The sequence below is a fragment of the Brevibacterium sp. CFH 10365 genome (assembly GCF_009299785.1).
Classification (GTDB): Bacteria; Actinomycetota; Actinomycetes; order Actinomycetales; family Brevibacteriaceae; genus Brevibacterium; species Brevibacterium limosum.
In genome coordinates, this window is sequence record NZ_VIGO01000012.1 from 65,734 (window position 1) to 86,771 (window position 21,038).

At 65.1% G+C, this 21,038-nt stretch carries 16 protein-coding genes; 13 read left to right on the top strand and 3 right to left on the bottom strand.

The features are described 5' to 3' along the window. Positions 1–200 precede the first annotated feature (200 nt). From FHG09_RS18665 to FHG09_RS18710, 10 genes are all read left to right on the top strand, one after another. Positions 201–2,513 carry a S9 family peptidase gene (locus FHG09_RS18665; protein WP_152349141.1) on the top strand — a complete coding sequence of 771 codons (2,313 nt, stop codon included), beginning with the start codon at positions 201–203 and terminating at the stop codon, positions 2,511–2,513. 264 nt (positions 2,514–2,777) lie between these two features. Continuing rightward, positions 2,778–3,761 carry an ABC transporter substrate-binding protein gene (locus FHG09_RS18670; RefSeq protein ID WP_152349142.1) on the top strand — a complete coding sequence of 328 codons (984 nt, stop codon included), beginning with the start codon at positions 2,778–2,780 and terminating at the stop codon, positions 3,759–3,761. A 145-nt stretch (positions 3,762–3,906) separates the two neighbouring features. Beyond that, on the top strand, positions 3,907–4,890 hold the full coding sequence (locus tag FHG09_RS18675; protein ID WP_152349143.1) for an ABC transporter permease: 984 nt from the start codon (positions 3,907–3,909) through the stop codon (positions 4,888–4,890). A gap of 4 nt (positions 4,891–4,894) precedes the next feature. Further along, positions 4,895–5,686, top strand: a complete 792-nt coding sequence (locus tag FHG09_RS18680; protein ID WP_152349144.1) for an ABC transporter ATP-binding protein — start codon at positions 4,895–4,897, stop codon at positions 5,684–5,686. Between the two features lie 118 nt (positions 5,687–5,804). Next, positions 5,805–6,383, top strand: coding sequence for a TetR/AcrR family transcriptional regulator (locus FHG09_RS18685; RefSeq protein WP_152349145.1), 579 nt, complete (start codon positions 5,805–5,807; stop codon positions 6,381–6,383). Then, positions 6,380–6,739, top strand: a complete 360-nt coding sequence (locus tag FHG09_RS18690; protein ID WP_152349146.1) for a DMT family transporter — start codon at positions 6,380–6,382, stop codon at positions 6,737–6,739. The genes FHG09_RS18685 and FHG09_RS18690 overlap by 4 nt, the downstream gene beginning before the upstream one ends. Further along, entirely contained in the window at positions 6,736–7,050 is a 315-nt protein-coding gene (locus FHG09_RS18695; RefSeq protein ID WP_152349147.1) for a DMT family transporter, read from the top strand. The genes FHG09_RS18690 and FHG09_RS18695 overlap by 4 nt, the downstream gene beginning before the upstream one ends. A gap of 491 nt (positions 7,051–7,541) precedes the next feature. After that, entirely contained in the window at positions 7,542–9,779 is a 2,238-nt protein-coding gene (locus FHG09_RS18700) for a BCCT family transporter (RefSeq protein WP_227492879.1), read from the top strand. Further along, on the top strand, positions 9,776–11,347 hold the full coding sequence (betC, locus tag FHG09_RS18705; RefSeq protein WP_152349148.1) for a choline-sulfatase: 1,572 nt from the start codon (positions 9,776–9,778) through the stop codon (positions 11,345–11,347). The genes FHG09_RS18700 and betC overlap by 4 nt, the downstream gene beginning before the upstream one ends. A 306-nt stretch (positions 11,348–11,653) precedes the next feature. Beyond that, on the top strand, positions 11,654–13,054 hold the full coding sequence (locus FHG09_RS18710) for a TIGR01777 family oxidoreductase (protein WP_152349149.1): 1,401 nt from the start codon (positions 11,654–11,656) through the stop codon (positions 13,052–13,054). A 66-nt stretch (positions 13,055–13,120) separates the two neighbouring features. Here FHG09_RS18710 and FHG09_RS18715 read toward each other — a convergent pair whose 3' ends face one another. Beyond that, positions 13,121–14,350, bottom strand: coding sequence for a cobalamin-independent methionine synthase II family protein (locus tag FHG09_RS18715; protein WP_152349150.1), 1,230 nt, complete (start codon positions 14,348–14,350; stop codon positions 13,121–13,123). 368 nt (positions 14,351–14,718) lie between these two features. On the opposite strand from FHG09_RS18715, the gene FHG09_RS18720 reads away from it, so the two are divergent. Together FHG09_RS18720 and FHG09_RS18725 are read left to right on the top strand one after the other, a co-directional pair. Further along, complete coding sequence (locus tag FHG09_RS18720) at positions 14,719–15,477, top strand: hypothetical protein (protein WP_152349151.1); 759 nt, start codon at positions 14,719–14,721, stop codon at positions 15,475–15,477. A gap of 71 nt (positions 15,478–15,548) precedes the next feature. Beyond that, entirely contained in the window at positions 15,549–16,088 is a 540-nt protein-coding gene (locus FHG09_RS18725) for a hypothetical protein (protein WP_152349152.1), read from the top strand. A 140-nt stretch (positions 16,089–16,228) separates the two neighbouring features. Here FHG09_RS18725 and purL read toward each other — a convergent pair whose 3' ends face one another. Further along, entirely contained in the window at positions 16,229–18,613 is a 2,385-nt protein-coding gene (gene purL / locus FHG09_RS18730; protein WP_152349153.1) for a phosphoribosylformylglycinamidine synthase subunit PurL, read from the bottom strand. Between the two features lie 230 nt (positions 18,614–18,843). On the opposite strand from purL, the gene FHG09_RS18735 reads away from it, so the two are divergent. After that, positions 18,844–19,755: a rhodanese-related sulfurtransferase gene (locus tag FHG09_RS18735; protein ID WP_152349154.1), complete on the top strand. Its 912-nt coding sequence runs from the start codon at positions 18,844–18,846 to the stop codon at positions 19,753–19,755. Between the two features lie 124 nt (positions 19,756–19,879). Here the strand turns inward: FHG09_RS18735 and FHG09_RS18740 are convergent, their stop codons facing one another. Next, positions 19,880–20,971: an epimerase gene (locus FHG09_RS18740; protein ID WP_152349155.1), complete on the bottom strand. Its 1,092-nt coding sequence runs from the start codon at positions 20,969–20,971 to the stop codon at positions 19,880–19,882. Positions 20,972–21,038 lie beyond the last annotated feature (67 nt).

A 21,038-nucleotide genomic window follows, 5' to 3' on the forward strand; every position in this document is an offset into this window, starting at 1 on the left:
ACTTCTCCTTTGAAGGCAGGTGTGATGTGAGACTCACCTTAGAGGTTGCTGAGTGTCGAGTGCGAGATTGTGCTCACTCTGCGCGTTCTGCTCATTGAGCGCGTTGAGTGCATTCTGCGCACCACCTGTTGTCGTTGCGCGATGGTGCCCGGCCTTCGCGACCACAAACGAGGGGCGGGCGGAGTGACTAGGGTGGGGCCATGACTGATTCCGATTCTCCGGCCACCGCTCCTTCCGCACGGACTCCGTCCGGGACCGCGACCTCGACAGCGACCGCCCCCGCTTCCGCGCCGGTGGCGAAGAAGGTTCCGTTCGAGCGCACGCACCACGGTCATACCTTCGTCGACGACTACGAGTGGATGCGTGAGAAGGAGTCACCCGAGGTGATCGCCCACCTCGAGGCGGAGAACGCCTGGACGAACGCGCAGACCGCTCACCTCGAAGGGCTGCAGGAATCGATATTCACCGAGATCAGAACGCGCATCAAAGAGACCGATATGTCCGTGCCCAACCGGCGTGGACGGTATTGGTATTTCTCCCGGACCAAGGCCGGACTCGACTACGGCATCAGCGTCCGGCTCCCCATCTCGGACCCAGACGACTGGACACCGCCGGAGGTCGGCGAAGAGCCTCTGCCCGGCGAAGAGGTCGTCTTCGACTCGAACATCGCGGCCGCAGGCCAGGAATTCTTCTCCCTCGGCTCCTTCTCACTCTCGGATGACGGCAGCCGACTCCTCTACGGCGTCGACACCACAGGCGACGAGCGCTACACACTGCGCGTGCGCGACCTGGGCACCGGAGACGACCTCACCGACACGATCGAGGGCACCTTCGCCGGAGCCTCCCTCGACCCGAGCGGCCGGTTCGTCTTCTACACCACCGTCGACGACGCCTGGCGACCGGAGAAGGTGTGGCGCCACGTCGTCGGCACCGACAGCAGCGACGACGTGTGCATCTTCCATGAACCCGATGAGCGCTTCTTCGTCGGATCGGGCTTCTCTCGTTCGGGCCGGATGATGTTCGTCGTCACCGGGTCGAAGACGACGACCGGCTATTGGCGCCTCAGCGCCGACGACCTCGAGTCCGAGCCGCAGGAGATCTGGCCCCGAGTCGACGGGGTCGAGTACAACGTCGAGCACGCGATCATCGGCGGTGAGGACCGGTTCCTCATCACCCACAACCGCAACCGCGCCGATTTCGAACTCGTCGACGTCCCGGCCGCCGAACCGACCGCAGCCGGCCGCGACGTCATCGCCGCCGGTGCGCATTCAGGCGTAAGTCATGAGCTGAGCATCGACGACCTGCGCATCGAAGACGTCGACGCCTTCGCCGACTTCATCGTGCTCAGCTACCGCCGCGGCGGCTTCGCGCGCGTCGGCATCGTCCGCCTGTGCGAGGCCTCCTCTCCGTTCGGTCCGCTGCAGGAACTGCCCTTCGGCCGAGAGACCGGGTCACTTTACCTGGGCAACAACCCCGAATTCGCACAGGCGAGCATCCGACTGCACTTCACCTCCATGTCCACACCCGCCGTGATCTATTCCCACAGGGTCGCAGGCGGCACTGACACGGTTCTCAAACGTCAGCCCGTTCTCGGATCGGTCGACCTGGACGACTACACCGAAACCCTGCTGTGGGCGAAGGCCGAGGACGGCACGGATATCCCGATCTCGATCGTCTGCCGCAAGGATCTCCGCCGGTTCGGCGATGACGACACCCCCGCCTCGGTGATGGAGGGAACGGGCAACGGCGGTGACGCGATGAACGGCACGGCCGCCTCGGCGAAAGGGGAGCCGGCACCGCTGCTCCTCTACGGGTACGGCTCCTACGAAGCGAGCATGGATCCGTACTTCTCGGTCTCACGGCTGTCTCTGCTCGACCGCGGCGTCGTCTTCGCCATCGCCCATGTGCGCGGCGGCGGCGAAATGGGCCGACACTGGTACGACCAGGGCAAGACCACGGCGAAGAAGAACACGTTCACCGACTTCATCGACGTCGCCCGCCACCTCATCGACACCGGCTGGACGAGCCCGGACCGGCTCGTGGCCAGCGGCGGCTCGGCCGGCGGGCTGCTCATGGGCGCCATCGCGAACACGGCCCCCGAGCTCTTCGCCGGAATCAGCGCCGAAGTGCCCTTCGTCGACGCGCTGACCTCGATCCTCATGCCCGAGCTGCCGCTGACGGTCATCGAATGGGAGGAGTGGGGCGACCCGCTGCACGATCCGGAGGTTTATGAGTACATGCGCTCGTACTCTCCGTACGAAAACGTCACCGAGGCGGCCTACCCGCGGATCTTGGCCGTGACCTCGCTCAACGACACCCGAGTCCTCTACGTCGAACCCGCGAAATGGGTCGCCCGACTCCGCGAAGTCGGTGCCGACGCCCTGCTCAGGACCGAAATGGTCGCCGGCCACGGCGGGGCGTCCGGACGCTACGACGCATGGAAGGAGATCGCCTTCGAGTACGCGTGGATCCTCGATGTGCTGGGACGATCGGATGTCGAAATAGAGGCCTGAGGGGACGACTGTCGCCGCAGATAACGATACTGGGACGATTGTCTCCAAAACCCGGAATCGGCACCCGGCGTCAGTGCCGGGCCATAGAGTGGATATCATCACATTCGACGTGATGCGCGTCATGGTCGCAGAAAGGTCTGTGACCAGGCGGCGCATCATTCATCTGCATTGCCGTCATCTCCTTGCGCGCGGGGAGCGTCGGTGTCGAATGCAGAATTCGTGACGGATCCGCACCGGCGGACCGAAATTCCGAAAGGGAGAAGAATGCGTCTCAGGAAATTGGCCACAGCGATTGTGGCGGTCGGTTCGATTCTTGCGGTTTCGGCCTGCTCCGGCGGCGAGGGCGGTGGCGGCGGCGGTCAGGAGGACTCGTTCGCCATCGGTGTCTCACAGCTCGTGCAGCACCCGGCGCTCGATGCCGCCACCGAAGGCTTCAAGAAGTCCTTCGAGGACGCCGGTGTCGAGGTGGAGTGGGATGTGCAGAACGCACAGGGCGAACAGGCCAATGCGACCTCGATCGCCCAGCAGTTCGCCAACGACGACCTCGACCTCGTGCTCGCCGTCGCCACCCCGGCCGCTCAGGCCGCAGCCCAGGCGATCACCGACAAGCCCGTGCTCTTCACCGCCGTCACCGACGCCCAAGAAGCCGGACTCGTCGACTCCGACGATGCGCCCGGCGGCAACGTGACCGGCACCTCCGACCTCAACCCGGTCGAGGAGCAGCTCAAGCTGGTCAAGGACGTCAAGCCGGATGCGAAGACCGTCGGCATCGTCTACAGCTCAGGTGAGGTCAACTCGCAGGTGCAGGTCGATCTCGCGAAGAAGGCCGCGAAGGACCTCGACGTGACGATCAAGGAAGCGACGATCGCGAATTCGGGCGAACTCGCACAGGCCGTGGACTCGCTCGGCAAGGTCGACGCCTACTATGTGCCCACCGACAACAACGTCGTCTCGGCCGTGTCGACCATGGTCCAGGCGGCAGAGAAGAACAAGGCTCTGCTCGTCGGATCCGAAGCCGGCCAGGTCGAATCCGGTGCGGCGATCACTCGCGGCATCGACTACACGAAGCTCGGCGAACAGACGGGCGAAATGGCGCTGAAGATCCTCCAGGACGGAAGCAAGCCCGCCGACATGCCCGTCGAGACCAGCTCGAACCTCGAGCTCGTTGTCAACCCGAAGGCCGCGAAGGCGCAGGGCGTCGAGATTCCGAAGAGTCTCGTCGACGAAGCCGACAACGTCATCGAGTGATCGGCGCACGTCACACCCGGTGATCCGGTGCGCGGAGTCCTGAACTCCTCAACCGCACCGATGCCGCCGGCCCCGAGGCAGCCGGCAGTCCTGCCGACAGCCTCGGGTCCACCTCGAACCACACACCAGAAATGAACGGAAACACATGTTCGGAGCATTGGAGCTCGGGCTCATCTACGGCGCGATGGCGCTCGGGGTCTATCTGACCTTCAAGGTCCTCAACTTCCCCGACCTCACCGTCGACGGAAGCTTCACCACGGGCGGCGCCACCGCAGCCTCCCTCATCATCGCCGGGGTCAACCCCTTCCTGGCCACCGCCGCCGCGATCGGTGCCGGACTCATCGCCGGCTATATCACCGGTCTGCTCCACACGAAGGGCGGCATCGACGGGCTGCTCGCAGGAATCCTCACCATGATCGGCCTGTGGTCGATCAACCTGCGGATCATGGGGAAGGCGAACCTGCCGCTCCTGCGAGAAGACACCGTGTTCACCCCGCTGCGCGAGAACATGCTGCTGGGCAGCTGGGTGTCGATCGCGATCCTGCTCGCGTTCGCCCTCATCCTCAAATTCGCCATCGACTGGTTCCTCACCACCGATCTCGGGCTGGCCATCCAGGCCACCGGCAACAACAAAGAGATGATCCGCAGCCTCGGCGTCAACACCGACAACTCGACGATGCTCACCCTGGCGCTGTCGAACGGATTCGTCGCCCTCTGCGGTGCACTCGTCGCCCAGTACCAGGGATTCTCCGATATCAGCATGGGCATCGGCCTCATCCTCGTCGGACTCGCCTCGGTCATCCTCGGCCAGGCCGTCTTCGGCAGCCGCAATATCTTCATGGCCAGCCTCGGTGCGCTCCTCGGGTCGGTCGTCTACCGACTCATCATCTTCCTCGCTCTGCGTGCGGGCCTCGACACGAACGATATGAAGCTGACCACTGCGCTGCTCGTCGTCATCGCACTGCTGCTGCCCAGGTGGGGCTTCCTCAAACGGATCCCCTCCCTGCGCGGGCGCGGAAACCGCGCGGCCGCCTCGGTGCCGCAGGGGACGACCGATATGAAGGACCCGGCCGAGGTCGCCGATGTCCCCGCCGGCGCGACCGGTGCACGAGCCGGGAAGGAGATCTGAGACCATGCTCAAGATCGACAACATCTCCAAGACCTTCTTCGCCGGCACCGTCAACGAACGCAAGGCGCTGCAGGGGCTCTCGCTCGAACTCGACGAATCCGACTTCGTCACCGTCATCGGCTCCAACGGCGCGGGAAAGTCGACGCTGCTCAACACCATCTCCGGTCGTCTGCCCATCGATTCGGGGTCGATCACGATCGACGACGCCGAGGTGTCCCGGATGCCCGAGTACAAGCGGGCGAGATATCTGGGCCGAGTCTTCCAGGATCCGATGGCCGGCACGGCTCCGGATCTGACGATCGAGCAGAACCTCTCGCTTGCGCTCAAACGCGGACAACCGCGCGGGCTGGGTCGGGGGACGACCTCGGAGCGACGCGAACACTTCAAGGACGAACTGGCCACACTCGAACTCGGCCTGGAGAACCGGCTGAAGACGAAGGTCGGGCTGCTCTCCGGCGGTCAGCGCCAGGCGCTGAGCCTGCTCATGGCCGGATTCACCCAGCCGCGGATCCTGCTGCTCGATGAGCACACAGCGGCACTCGACCCGCAGCGTGCGGCCCTGGTGTCGGCGCTGACGAAGAAGATCGTCGAGGCCGACGGGCTGACCACGCTCATGGTCACCCACAACATGGAGCAGGCGATTGCGCTGGGCAACCGGCTGATCATGATGCACGAGGGGCGGATCATCTATCAGGCTTCGGCCGAGGAGAAGAAGGACCTGACTGTCGAGACCCTGCTCGGCGAATTCTCGAAACTCAAGGGAGCGACACTGGGCGACCGGGCACTGCTCAACTAAACCGAGCGTGGCGCGCGGTCGAGGCGCGTGGACGAGAGGGCGGTTCGCACCCAGGTGGTGCGGACCGCCCTCTCTTCCGAACTGGCGGACTTTACCAACCGGTTGGTAAAGTAGAGGCATGACAAATAATGGACGGATGCGGATCCTCCGGGCGGCGAAGGCCCTGGCGGAGTCGCATGACTCGGTGCAGGGCGTGACGATCTCGCTCGAGTCGGTCGCACAGCAGGCGGGACTGACGAAGCCGGGTCTGCTGTATCACTTCCCGTCCAAGGAAGCGCTCATGCTCGGGCTCGTCGGCCATGCCGCCGAGGACTGGGCGCAGCGACTGCGCACGCACACGGGGCGCTCGAGTCGGGAACTGTCGAGCTTCGAGCGGCACCGCGCCTATGTCACCGTGGCCACCACTGCCGAGGTCTCGCGAGCCGACTACTGGATCTTCTCCGATGCCCTCTACCACCCGACGCTCTCTCGGGCATGGAGTGAGCACCTCGGCCCGTGGTTCGACACCACAGGACTTGACGATCGTGCGGTATCGCTGCTGACCGCGGCTCGGTTCTGCGCCGATGGCGCATGGATGTCCGAAGCCACCGGAGTGTTTCCCTCCGATGATCTCGCGGCCGTCAGCAAGCATGCCCTTGCCCTCATCGATGCCGCTGAAAGAACGTCCGACGCCGCCGAAACGGAGGTGACCGCATGAATTCGAAACGTCTTCTGCTTCTCGTCGCAGCCATCCTCGCCGAGGTGGCCGCCACCCTGATGCTGCGTGCCTCGGTCACCGATCCCGTGTGGATCCCGGGGGTCGTCGTCCTCTACGCCACAGCCTTCTTCATCCTCGGGCTGACTCAACGACTCGGCATGTCGCTCGGTGCGGTCTACGCCACGTGGTCGGCCAGCGGGGTCGCCCTCGTCGCCATGCTCGGTGTCGTGTTCTTCGGTGAGCTCTTAAGTGTCGGTGCCGTGATCGGCATCGCCCTCATCATCATCGGCGTCATCCTCGTCGAATCCGGCACTCCCGAGGAATCCGAGACCGTCGATGCGGAGGTGCCCGAATGAGCTGGATGTGGTTGGCCCTGTCGATCTTCAGCGAGGTCGCGGGCACTCTGTGCCTGCGCGCGAGCGCCGGACTGCAGCGCAAGATCTGGTTCATCCCCGTGGCCGTCAGCTACACTGCGGCCTTCGTCTTCCTCGGCCGCACCCTCGCAGAGGGAATGCCGCTCGGCGTCGCCTACGGGCTCTGGGCGGCCTGCGGGGTCGCGCTGGTGTGTCTGCTCTCCCGCGTGATCTGGAACGATCCGCTGACGCGCAAGGCGCTCATCGGCATCGGCTTCATCACCGTCGGCGTCATGTTCGTCGAACTCGGCTGACCCGGACCGGCTGGCCGGGCCTGGCTGAGGCGAAGCGGCTGACCCGGTCCGGTTGGTCCGGCTGTGGCGAGTCGACTGACCTGGCCCGGCTGACCTGGCTGTGGCGAGTCGGCGGGTCGCAGATCTGGCACCGGGCGTGCCTGCTCGTTGCTGAGAATTTATTGAGAAGCCGCGAGGAAGCTGTTATCGTCCAGAACTGTGCCTCCTTTCGGTGATGTCCTTCCGCGCGACCGCGGAACTGCGACCCCGAATGCGGAGCGTCCGAGCTGCGGTTTCGCCAATGACTCATGGGAGCCCGTAGCCGTCGGCTGGTGGGGCGGAGAGCCCTGAGCCGCTGACGCAGACTGCCAGCCCGGCCGCCTTTCACTTCCTTTCAACGAACACCTGACCGCTGACCGACGATTGTCAGCGGGCGACGTCGCGTATGCCGCGGCGGCCGGTGGCTGCGCACTGCTATTCATCACTGACCCCCTACCGGAAAGAGTTGGCGTATGACCGATGACCGTCAGAAGAAGTCCGATACCGAATCAGATCCCAGTCCTGACTCGGCACAGCAGGAGGCCCGGGGGATGCAGTCCCGCTCGGCCCCACGAGAGAGAATCAAGGCCGACGCGAAGCGTGTGAGTGCCGAAGCCGGGCGCGTGAGCCGCGAGACCGGCCGCAAGCTCGGCAATTTCGACTACCGCCGCCCGCGCGGCCCCGTGAAGGCCGACCTCGAAGAGACACACGGGCACTACCCGCACGACACCCACCCGATCCTCGTGCCCGGAATCGCCATCGACGAACAGCGGCGCAAGTACTCGCTGGACAAGATCATCTTTGCCATCGCCGGCGGCCTCACCGTCGCCTTCGTCATCTGGGGCATCTCCAGCCCCGCCAGCGTCGCCACTGTCGCTCAGACAGCCTATGACTGGGCCACCCTCAACGTCGGGTGGCTGTTCAACCTCGTCGCGATCATCATCCTCGTCTCCCTGCTCATCCTCGCGTTCTCTCCCTACGGCAAGATCCCCTTGGGAAAGGACGGGGAGACCTCTGAGTTCTCCACCTTCTCCTGGGTCGCCATGCTCTTCGCGGCGGGCATCGGCATCGGGGTCCTCTTCTTCGGGCCCTCCGAGCCCCTGACCTACTTCATCTCACCGCCGCCGCTGACGAATGACCCGGAGACGACCGAGGCGCTCCACGGGGCGATGGCCCAGACCTACTTCCATTGGGGCTTCCACGCCTGGGCGATGTATGCCCTCGTCGGCGGTGCCATCGCCTACGCCGCCTACCGTCGCGGTCGCTCCCTGCTGCTGTCCTCGATCTTCCAGACCCTGTTCGGCAAACGTCAGACCGAGGGCTTCGCCGGAAAGCTCGTCGACATCTTCGCGATCGTCGCCACTCTCTTCGGTACGGCCGCGGCCCTGGGGATTGCGGCCATGCAGATCGGCACCGGTGTCAGCATCGTCGCCGATGCGGGACCGATGACGAACAACATGCTCGTCATCATCATCCTCGTCCTCACCGTCGGCTTCATCATCTCAGCCGTCTCCGGCGTCTCCCGAGGAATCCGCTACCTGTCCTCGATCAACATCGTGCTGACCGTGGGCATCGTCGCGCTCGTGCTGTTCCTCGGGCCCACGCTCTACCTGCTCAATCTGCTGCCCTCGGCGTTCATGGAATACCTCGGGTCGATGTTCGACATGATGGGCCGGTCCCTGTCCTGGGGTGCCGAGACGCAGGAATTCCAGTCCCTGTGGACCGTCTACTACTGGGCCTGGTGGATCTCCTGGTCGCCGTTCGTCGGCACCTTCATCGCCCGCATCTCCCGCGGTCGCTCGATCCGCCAGTTCATCCTCGGCACGATCTTCATCCCCTCGACGCTGCTCTTCGTCGCCTACGGGATCATGGGCGGAACCTCCATCTGGATGTACCGTTCCGGAGCCTCGGGCTTCACCGACAGCATGGCGGCCCCCGAGGTGTTCTTCACCCTCATCGACAACCTGCCCTATGTCGAATGGCTGCCGTTCGTCGCCATCATCGTCCTGGCGATCTTCTTCATCACTTCCGCGGATTCCGCCTCGGTGGTCATGGGCATGCTCGCCAGTCGTGGTGATCAGGAGCCGAAGAAGTGGGTCGTCGTGTTCTGGGGCCTGGTGATGTCGGGCATCGCCGTGGTGATGCTCCTCCTCGGCGACGCCAGCGCACTCGAGGGACTCCAACAGCTCGTCATCGTCACAGCGGTGCCGTTCGCGCTCGTCATGCTCTTCATCATCGTCGCCTGGTTCAAGGAGCTGCGCACCGACCCGCTCGCCCTGCGTCGTCAGTACGCGCTCAACGCGGTGGACAACGCCGTGGTCGCCGGTGCCGATGCGTACGGTGACGACTTCGCCCTTCAGGTCGTGCCCACCGAACCCGGTGACGGCGCGAACGGCGGAATCGATTCCGAGCATGAGGACTACACCGACTGGTACCAGCGCACGGACGAGAACGGCGAACCCGTCGGCTTCGACTATGAAACCGGCGAATGGGCCGACGGCTGGATGCCCGAGGACGAATCCTCCGACATCGAGGATTCCGCGACGTCCGAGGAATCCACCGACACCGAGGAATCTGCGGACACCGAGGAATCCACCGACACCGAGGCGGCCGCCGCCTCGACGACCGACGCGGACTCCGGGGCCGCCTCGGCGACCGAATCCGACCCGGCAGCAGACTCCGAATCCGACCGCAGAGAGGACCGCTCATGACCACCCCGAACATCGTCGTCATCCAAGCCGACCAGATGGCCGCCCAAGCCCTGGGCGCCTACGGTGATGCGGCCGCGCTGACCCCGAACATGGATGCCCTGGCCGCCGACGGAGCCGTCTTCGACCGCGCGTACTGCAACACTCCGCTGTGCTCGCCGTCGCGGGCGTCGATGATGACCGGGCGGATGCCCTCGGAGATCGACTGCCTGGACAACGGCGATGACTTCGCGGCCTCGGTGCCGACCTTCGCCCACCGTCTGCGCAAGCTCGGCTATCACACCGCGCTGATCGGGCGGATGCACTTCATCGGACCTGATCAGCACCACGGTTTCGAAGAGCGCCTGACCACGGACGTGTACCCGGCCGACCTCGATATGGTGCCCGACTGGGACCGTCCCCTGGAGCAGAAGCTGCAGTGGTACCACGAGGCCGAGCCGGTGTTCACCGCCGGTGCCGCGACCGCGAACGTCCAGCAGGACTTCGATGACGAGGTGATCTTCAGGACCCTGCGTCATCTCAACGATCGCAAGCGCGCGAACCAGGCCGCCGGGACCGATCAGCCGTTCCTCATGGTCACCTCGTTCATCCACCCCCACGACCCGTACGAGCCGCCGAAGGCCAACTGGGACCGGTTCGCCGAGGTGGCCATCCCGAATCCGGCGCACCCCGAGGTTCCCGATCCGGCCGTGGACCCGCACAGCCACCGGCTGCGCACCATGTGCGGCCTCGACGAACGCGAACCGGGCATCGACGACGTGCGGCGGGCCCGCCGGGCCTACTATGCGGCGGTGAACTACATCGACGACCACGTCGGGGCGATCAGGCGCAGGCTCGAGGAACTCGACCTGGCAGACAACACGGTCATCGTCGTCACCAGCGACCACGGGGACATGCTGGGGGAGAAGGGGCTGTGGTTCAAGATGTCACCGTACGAGCAGTCTTCCCGGGTTCCGCTGATCATCAACGCACCTGCCGAGGTGATCGCCCCGGGCCGGTATGCGAACCCCGTCAGCCTCGTCGACCTCGCACCGACTCTGCTCGAGATCGCCCGCGGGGGTGCCGAGGGCACGGAGGAACCCGGCTCCGGGGCCGCCTCGGCGACGGATGAGGGTCTGACCGGAATCTCGATGCTCGAATCCGCCCGGCGGGAAGCCGCCGGCGAGCTCGGACCCGAGGATCGCGATGTCGTCATCGAATACTTCGCCGAGGGCACCTACCGTCCGCAGGTCACACTGGTGCGCGGGGATCACAAGCTCACGGTGTGCCCGGGCGATCCGGTGCTGCTCTTCGACCTGGCGGCGGATCCCGATGAGCTGGTCAACCGTGCCGAGGATCCGGCCTATGCCCAGACGCTGACGGAGATGCGCGGGGAGCTCGAATCCCGCTACGATCTCGAGCACCTCGAGGAGCATGTGCTCGGTTCGCAGCGCAGCCGTCAGCTCGTCGCCGATGCGCTCAAGGTCGGTCGGGTCCGTCACTGGGACTTCGACCCTGAGCCGAAGCACGGCTACGTGCGCGGAGACTTCTGGTCGGCGTTCCGCTTCGGCAAGATTCCCGCCGCTGACTGACCCTCGGCAGCTGCAGCGGCTGGCCGCCGGTACATCGGTTCCGGCAGCCGGCTGCGCCGGCCCCGTCGGCTGACTGCAGCTGACCGTGCTGCAACCGCGTGTTCGAAGTGTGGGCGTGCGTGGTGATCCAGATCACTGCGCCCACACTTCGAACACGCGGAAGCAGGTTTCGGGGCCCGCCGGACGGCTGCAGCAGGTCGGCTGTGAGGGTGAGCCGCCTCGGCGAGAACAATTCACCTGGTCTTAGGTGAGTTGCGGGTCACATTCTCAGAAACGGGTGGCATCATTCGAGGTAGGAGGGATGCCATGACCATCTTTGAGTCGACATCTGAAGTTCCGCTCGGCGCGGAGACCACCTACGACTGGCATGCTCAGCCAGGAGCGCTGACCCGTCTCTCACCGCATTGGGCGCAGGAGATCGTCGAAGAGAGCTATCCTCCGATCGCTCCGGGCTCGGTGGCGCAGGTGAAGACGAGCGTGCCCGGCACCTACGGGCTCGTGCGACGGCCATTCAGCTCCGTGCACTCGGAAGGCCCGTCGCGGTTCTCCTTCGTCGACGAGCTGAAGAAGGGGCCGCTGAGCCAGTGGAAGCACACGCACGAGTTCACGTCGGTCGCCGGCGGGACGAAGATCGACGACCACATCGAATTCTCCATGGCTCCCCAGGGCTTCGACGTCATCGACCGGGGCCTCACCCGCTACCTTGAGGCCACCTTCGACGCCCGTCGCAAGCGGATGCTCATGGACATCGACTTCCTCGAATCCACGAACGCGCCCCTGCTGACGCGGAAGAAGGGCAAACACATCCTCATCGCCGGCGGCAGCGGAATGATCGGACGCCAAGTGGCCGCCCTGTTCTCCACCGCCGGACATTTCGTCCGGCTCCTCGTGCGCGAGACCCCGAAGTTCCCGTACGAGGTGCACTGGAATCCGGATCTGGGAATCCTCAATCCACGGGACCTCGCGTGGGCAGATGCGGTGGTCCACCTCGGCGGGCGTTCCATCGCCACTCGGTTCACCAAGCATGCGAAGGACGAGATCTGGTCCTCCCGCATCGACTCGACGAGGCTGCTCGTCGAAACGATGCGCGGTCTGCCCGAGGCGAAGCGCCCCTCGGTCTTCGTCTGCGCCTCTGCGGTCGGCTATTACGGGGCGAAGGCCGACGAACCTGTCGACGAGACCGGACCGGCCGGCGAGGGATTCCTCGCCGAGGTGTGCCAGAAGTGGGAAGAGACGGCGGCCGGTGTCGAGGACGCCGGGATCCGGCGGGTGTCGATCCGTACCGGAGTCGTCCTCAGCTCCCTGGGCGGTCTGCTCAAACTGCAGGCGCCGCTGTTCCTCGCCGGCGCCGGCGGTCGACTGGGCAGCGGAGAGCAGGCCCTGGCTTGGATCTCCCTCGACGACGTGGCGCGCGCGTATGTGCACGCAGTCCTCTACGACTATGTGCGAGGACCGGTGAACGCTGTCGCCCCTGATCTCGTTTCGCAGGCGGAATTCGCCGAGGCGCTCGCCGCCCACCTGCGTCGGCCCGCCTGGATCCCGACGCCCGGTTTCATCACCGAGCTCATGCTCGGGCGTGACGGGGCGAAGGAGCTTGCGCTGGCGGACCAGAGAGTGGTGCCGGAGAAGCTCGAAGAGACCGGCTACCAGTTCGCCCACCCGACGTTGGCAGATTGCTTCGACGAGGAGCTCGGCGGAGGGGCGTAATACAGAGATCCCCTCCGTTCGGCGCGAATGCCGAGCGGAGGGGACCGGTGTTTCTGACGGTGTTGGTCAGAAGCGCTTCGAGGCGATCTCGGCACCTTCGGTCAGAGACTGCAGCTTCGCGACGGCGATGTCCGGGTGGACGCGTCCGCCCAGGCCGCAGTCGGTGGAGGCCACGACGTTCTCCGGGCCGACGAGACCAGCGAACCGACCGATGCGTTCGGCGACGAGCTCGGGATGCTCGACGACATTGGTCGAGTGGGAGACGATTCCGGGAATGATGTACTTGTCCTCGGGCAGTTTCTTCTCTTCCCAGATCCGCCGTTCGTGCTCGTGCCTGACGTTCGCGGCTTCGAAGGTGATGCCGGCGGCGTTGATCGACAGCACCTGGTCGACGATCTCGATGAACGGCAGGTCGGTGACGTGCGGTCCGTGCCACGAACCCCAACAGGTGTGCACACGCACCTGAGTCGGGTCGATACCGCGCAGCGCATGGTTGAGTGCATCGATGCGGACCTGGATGAACGCCCGGTAGTCATCGAAAGACGGTTCCGGGTTGATCTGGTCGAAGTTCTCGGCCAGGGAGGGATCGTCGATCTGCACGGTCAGCCCCGCCTCGGTGATGGCGAGGTATTCCTCCCGCAGCACATCGGCCCATGCCCAGATGAACTCCTCATCGCTCGAGTAGTGCTCGTTGGCGATGCGCGATGCCGATCCGGGGGAGAGCGCATTGATGTAGCCGGCGCGCTCGTCGTAACCCGCGGCGGCCAGACCGGCCTTGAGGTTCGCAATATCGCGGTTGACCTGGTCCTGACCGATGTAGCTGATCGGACCCGTCGCCTTCGGGAACTGGGGCTGGGTCCCGGTGTCGGTGCCGGCTTTCGGGTCCGTGTAGACGTTCGGGAAGAGGTTGCGGTCGCGGCGGTCGGGCATGCTCGTGAGCACGATATTGCCCGGCGTCGAGCGGTTCGCAGGGATCTCCCACAGGTCGATGTCGTGGAGTTCGAGCCCACCTGTGCGGGCGAACGAGTAGTGCCACCACGCCCCGTAGTCGAAGTCAGCGGCCATGGCGTGACCGTACTCGCCGTCGTTGGGCAGCGAGATGCCCAGATCCTTCTGACGCTTGACGAGGTCGGTGACGCTGGCGGTCAGCAGTTCGTCGAATTCCTGCTCCTGTTCCTGCGAAACGGACTCACCGGCCAGACGGGCGGTGTTCTGCGCCTGCTTGACCTTGTTGGCCTCGATGAGTTCGGGTGTGCGGGGTAAGGATCCCGCATGGGATGTGCGAATCGTCGCCATGACTGACTCCTCTTCCTTGATCGTCGTTTCGTTCGTCTGCGCTTCTGAGACCGTTGCCGTGGAACGGCGCAAGCCGCATCGTTCTTCTTCAGGCAATCACATTCGCAGATGTGCATGTGCGGTCGGTGTCATCTACGGTCACGTGACCTCGAGTGTTCTGCGCGGATGGACCGTAGGGTGGGGCTATGAGCAATGGGCAGCACGGCCACGATGCACAACGCTGGTCGAATCCGCATCAGCCGCCATCACACGCAGCAGATTCGTCCGGATCAGATCCGTACGCTTACCCTCCGGCGCCACCACATCCTCCGGTGCCATCGAGACTGCAGGCACCATCCAGCACGCAGACCGCACCAGGTACGTCAGTCATGTCGCATACGCCAGGGCCCCGGCATCCCGGATGGCTCGCGCGCTCGCTCTTCTGGGCAGCGCTCATCGTCGGAGTGCTCCCGGCGCTGGTGCTGGCCCCGATGAGCTTCACCGGAGGACAGGACACCCTCGTTCTATTCAGCGTCGGAACGATCGTGGCCGGATGCCTGCGGCTGGTCCTCGGCACGATCGCCATCCTGCTGGTGAAGAACACGACGTGGGTGCGCAGGTCAGTCGGGGCTGCGATCTTCGTGCTCGGCTGCCTCGCCCTGCTGGTCCTCGGTCCGCTGATGTCGGTGATCGTGGGTATGAGCGGAACCGGACCAGCTGATTCGATGCTGACCATGACGGTCATCCAGGGTGTCGTGAGCGGGGTCTATCTGTCCGCAGTCTTCTGTGGCTGGAACATCGCCCGCAACCGCCGGTGGTGGATCCTCGTCATCGCCGTCGCCATCGCAGTGGTGCTGAACGTCGTCAACTCGCTGTTCGATCAGATGCTGGCTGCTCAATTGGCCGGGGGAGTCATGGTCACGGTAGTCGTGCAAGCTGTGTGGCTGGCCGTCACTTTCGGGGTTCTCGGGCTCTGTCATCTGCTCGGTCGAGTGCGCGGGCGAACGGCACCACCGCCGAGCCGGCCGGCTCCGGTCCCTCAGCAGGGCTACGCGCCGCAGCCGTATCCGCAATCGGGTCAGACAGTCCAGCCCGATCCGAATCAGCGGCGGCCGGGGCCGGAACAGTGGTCGAACCCTCATCACTAGATTCGGAGCCCTCACCACCGGATTCGGACGAGCGAGCTACGAGATACCCACGTAATTGAGCGAGGAACCCGATGCTGTTGTTCATAGTCGCCGGTGAAGCGCTGTTCTGGCTCTTCCTGCTTGCCGGAGTGTGCGCCAGGTACCTGCTGCGATGGCGCACGGCCTCGACGGTTCTCCTCGTTGCCACTCCCATCATCGACATCGTCATCATCGTCCTGACGTACATCGATCTGCACCGGGGAGCTGCGTCGGACTTCAGCCACGGAATGGCCGCGTTCTACGTCGGCTTCTCCATCGTGTTCGGACCTGAGGTCATCGCTCGCGTCGACCGGCGCTTCGCGAAGAAGCACTCCACCGCTGTCGAGGACGCGCCGGTGCCGGACCGGTCCAGTCTCGCGTACTGGCTGCGGTGTCTGACCGCCTCGGCGATCACCATCGTCCTGCTGGCAGTCGGAATGGCGATCGCGGGCTGGTCGGACTCGTTCTGGCTGATCTATTGGACGATCGTCGCCCTCTTCACTGCGCTCGCCTGGGGCATAGTCGGACCGCTGCGCGATCGATGGCGCCGCAGAAAGCGCCGAGATGAGTCGCCTGCAGACTCATCCTCCTAGCTTCCGCATCGACCGCATCGACCGGGTCGTCCTGGCACAGGGCGACAACGAAAAGACCCCTCAGCCTCGAGAAGACCAATTGCAGGTGGTCATGTCGAGGCTGAGGGGCCGTCTCGGCATCAGTGGTCGGCGGTAGTCGCTCAGACCGCGGTTTCGGTCACCGCCGCAACGCTTCCGCCGAAGTGGTTCGGCAGGGTGCCCTCGTGGGTCTCACGCAGTTCGTCGAGGCCGATCGTGAAGTGATCGACGATGTCGAGACTCGGCTCCGGATCGCCCGCATCGGTCATGCCGATGCGCACGAACGGGAACCGGCGGGCCGTGCACATGTCCTTGAACCGGACCTCTTCCGACCGCGGCACAGCCACGATCGCACGTGCCGTCGATTCGGAGAACAGTGCGGTGAACACGTCGACGCCGTCACGCTCGCACACCTCGTCGAGCCAGATGCGCGCACCCGTGCCGAAGCGCAGGCAGGACTCGACGAGCGCCTGCGACAGGCCGCCCTCGGACAGGTCGTGCGCGGCATCGATCATGCCGTCACGCGAGGCGTTGATAAGGATCTCGCTGAGTTCCCTCTCCGCCGCCGGCTTGTACTGCGGAGGAACCCCGCCGAGGTGGTCGGCTGTGACGTCGGCCCACGCCGAACCGTCGAGCTCGGCCTCGGTGTTGCCGAGCAGGTAGATGGTCTGGCCCGGCTCCTGCCACCCGCTCGGGGTGGCGCGGTTGACGTCGTCGAAGACGCCGAGCACACCGACGACCGGAGTCGGGTGGATGGCGACTCCGCCGGTCTGGTTGTACAGGGACACGTTGCCGCCGGTGACGGGAATGCCCATGTCCTTGCAGGCGTCAGCGAGGCCTTCGACTGCCTGCGCGAACTGCCACATGATCGCCGGATCCTCGGGCGATCCGAAGTTCAGGCAGTCTGTGACAGCACGCGGAACGGCACCGGAGGTGGAGACGTTGCGGTAGGCCTCGGCCAGTGCCAGCTGGGCTCCGCGGGCCGGGTCGAGGAACGTGTAGCGACCGTTGGCGTCGGTGGCGATGGCCACGCCCAGTCCAGTCTCCTCGTCGACGCGGACGACTCCGGCATCGTCGGGGAACGCCTGCGCGGTATTGCCCTGAACGTACTTGTCGTACTGGGCGGTGATCCACGACTTCGAGGCCAGGTTCGGGGATGCGGCGAGTTGCAGCATCGTCGAGCGCAGCTCGTCATCGGACTCAGGCTTTGCCAGGCCCGCGGCCTCGACGGTGTGGGCAGCCACCTCGGCGGTCCAAGCAGGTGCGTTCATGGGGCGGTTGTAGACGGGGCCATCGTGGGCGACCGAGCGCGGGGGCACGTCGACGATGACATCGCCGCGCCATTCGATGATGAGCCGGCCGGTGTCGGTGACCTCGCCGAGCACGGAGGTCTCGACCTCCCACTTGCCGACGATCGCGAGGAACTCCTCGAGTCGGTCGGGGCGGACGACGGCCATCATGCGCTCCTGCGACTCCGACATGAGGATCTCCTCAGGGGTCAGCGTCTCATCGCGCAGCAGCACGTCGTCGAGGGCGATGTGCATTCCGCCGTCGCCGTTGGAGGCCAGCTCCGAGGTGGCGCAGGAGATTCCCGCAGCGCCGAGGTCCTGGATGCCTTCGACGACTCCGGCGTGGAAGAGCTCGAGGCAGCATTCGATGAGCACCTTCTCGGCGAAGGGGTCGCCGACCTGCACCGCAGGACGCTTCGAGGGCTTCGTGTCGTCGAAGGATTCGGATGCGAGGATCGAGGCTCCGCCGATGCCGTCGCCACCGGTGCGGGCCCCGAAGAGGACGACCTTGTTGCCCTTGCCCGAAGCATTGGCCAGGCGGATGTCCTCATGCCGCAGGACACCGACAGCCAGGGCGTTGACCAGGGGGTTTCCTTGGTAACTGGGATCGAAGACGGTCTCGCCGCCGATGTTGGGAAGGCCCAGGGAGTTGCCGTAGTTGCTGATGCCTGCCACGACGCCGTGGAGGACGCGGGCAGTGTCCGGGTGGTCGATGCGTCCGAAGCGCAGCTGATCCATCACGGCCACCGGGCGGGCGCCCATAGAGATGATGTCGCGCACGATTCCGCCGACACCCGTGGCCGCACCCTGGTGGGGTTCGACGAAGCTGGGGCTGTTGTGGCTCTCGACCTTGAACGTCACGGCCCAGCCGTCGCCGATGTCGACGACGCCGGCGTTCTCGCCGATGCCGACGAGCAGGTGCTTCTTCATGTCCTCGGTGACTTTGTCACCGAACTTCGAGAGGTGGACCTTCGAGGACTTGTACGAGCAGTGCTCGGACCACATGACCGAGTACATCGCCAACTCCGCCGAGGTGGGGCGACGTCCGAGGATCTCCTTGATCTGCTCGTATTCGTCGGCCTTGAGGCCGAGATCGGCGTAAGGCTGATCGACATCGGGATTCGCCGCAGCGAACTCGACCGTCTCCTTGACCTGCTTCGCATTGTCCTGCACGGAATCGACCTGCGTGGAATCCGCAGAACTGAGGTTTGACGACATGTCCTCTAAGGGGCCCTTTCATACGACACGGCACTCACGCCCAATCTTAGCCGTGTCCCCACCGCGCGGGCGAAGTGCGTCCACGGCTGGCCCGCGGACACCCGGGTGCGGGTCGGGGCGGCCCGGCCCGGCAGGGAACGGGTCGGGGCGGACTGACAGGGAACGGACACGGCCACGGTCGACCACCTCGGCGAGGTGAGCACTGGGCGGTCCCAATTAGAATGTGGATCATGGCAACTCCCAAGATCGTCCTGTTCTATGTCTTCACCCCGCTGCCCGACCCCGAAGCGGTCAAGCTGTGGCAGCACACCCTGGCCGAGAGCCTCGGGCTCAAGGGGCGGATCATCGTGTCCGAGGACGGCATCAACGCCACGGTCGGCGGGGACATCTTCGACGTGAAGCAGTACGTCCGGGCGACGAAATCCTATGCGCCGTTCAAGGGCGCGGACATCAAATGGTCGAACGGTCAGGGCGATGACTTCCCGCGCCTGAGCGTGAAGGTGCGCAACGAGCTGGTCACCTTCGGCACCCCGGACGAGATCACCGTGACAGAAGACGGAGTCCGAGGCGGCGGCCAGCACCTCAAACCGGGAGCCCTGCACAGACTCCTCGACGAACGCGGCGAGGATGTCGTCTTCTTCGACGGCCGCAATGCGATGGAAGCGCAGATCGGAAAGTTCCGGGACGCGATCGTCCCCGACACGGACACCACGCGTGACTTCATCGCCGAGATCGAATCCGGCAAGTACGACGACCTCAAGGACAAACCCGTCGTCACCTACTGCACCGGCGGGATCCGCTGCGAGGTCCTGTCCGTGCTCATGAAGAACCGCGGGTTCGAAGAGGTCTACCAGCTCGACGGCGGAATCGTCCGCTACGGCGAGACCTTCGGCAACTCCGGTTACTGGGACGGCTCTCTCTACGTCTTCGACAAACGCATGCACGTCGAGTTCGGCGACAACGTCGAATCGATCGGCCACTGTGTGTCCTGCGAGAAGAAGACACCGGAGTTCGTCAATTGTGCGAACCTCGACTGCCGCAAGCAGTACCTGAGGTGCACCGAATGCACGGGCAAGGGCCGACAGCCCTACTGTGCAGACTGCGTCGAACAGGGAATCCCCGCCGAGGCAGCCGCCGGCTGATCGTTCACCCGAGGAGTCGGCCGGTTCGCAATATCGTTTCAGCTTGGTGAACCTCCAACAGCTCGGTTCCTGCGCCGAGCTGCTGCAGGTTCACCAAGTGGGTGATGAGAAGCGGACGTCGAGCTCAGCGCAGCAGGTGCTTGGCGGCGGCCTCGACATCGGTCCATTTGAAGTCGAACCCGGCATCCTCGAGCCGTGCGGGCAGCACCCACCGGCTCTTGAGCACGAGTTCCGACTCCTGACGCAGGACGATCATTCCGGTCTCGAGCAGCCACCGCGGGGCGGGGACCCCTACAGGCATACGCACCGCTTTGCGCAGCGCTGTCATGAGCGAGCGGTTGTCCGAGACCTGTGGGTTCGAGATGTTGATCGGGCCGCTGAGCTCCTCATGGTCGTCGATGAAACGGATGGCGCGGAGCACGTCCTCGATATGAACCCAGCTGAATCGCTGCCGCCCGTGAGTCGGGGGATGCCCACGCCAGACCGTCGGCCCTGAAGCTTCCGGGCCGATCCCGCGATAGCGCCGGTGCGGGAACCAACGCCCTTCATGCTGGGCTCCGCCGGCTCCGAACCTGGCTGCGGTGGCCAACATGTTCAACGCCGCTCCGTCACCGAGCACGATCGCCATCCGCAGCGCGACTCGTCTGGTCGCCGGCAAAGACCCGGCGAAGAACTCCTTCTCCCAGGCTTTCGCGATGTCGACCGAGAATCCCTCGCCGATGTCGCCATCGTCCTCAGTCTGGGGCCGGTCCATCGCGTGGCGGTAGATGGTGGCCGTGCTCGAGTTGATCCACAGACGGGGCGGGGCCGAGGCGGCTGCCACCGCCGCATGGAGGGTGCGAGTCGTCTGGACGCGGGAGTCCCAGATCTCCTGCCGATTCGCATCGTTGTACCGACACCCGACGCTGCGGCCGGCGAGGTTGATGAGCAGATCGCAGCGATCGACGAGCCCAGTGATGCCGTCGGGGTCATCCCATGTGACGGTGGAACGAGCAGGGGAGCGGCCGATCGTCCGAGTCTCGTACCCCCAGGACCGCAACGCAGCGAGAACCTCTCCGCCGATGAATCCCGAAGCCCCGGCAATGACCGCGATCGGACTCCCGGATTGTGGGGCGGCTGCAGTCGCTCTGGCCCTGGCTGTTGCGCTGACTGGTGTGGTCCGGGAGCCGGACGGACAGACAGACGCAGATGACTGATCATCGGGCTTCGTGTTCATAGAAGGACGCTAACACCGGGCGCAGTCCCGGAAGCGAAAACGGCCCGGTGGGTCGTGTGGTGGGTGT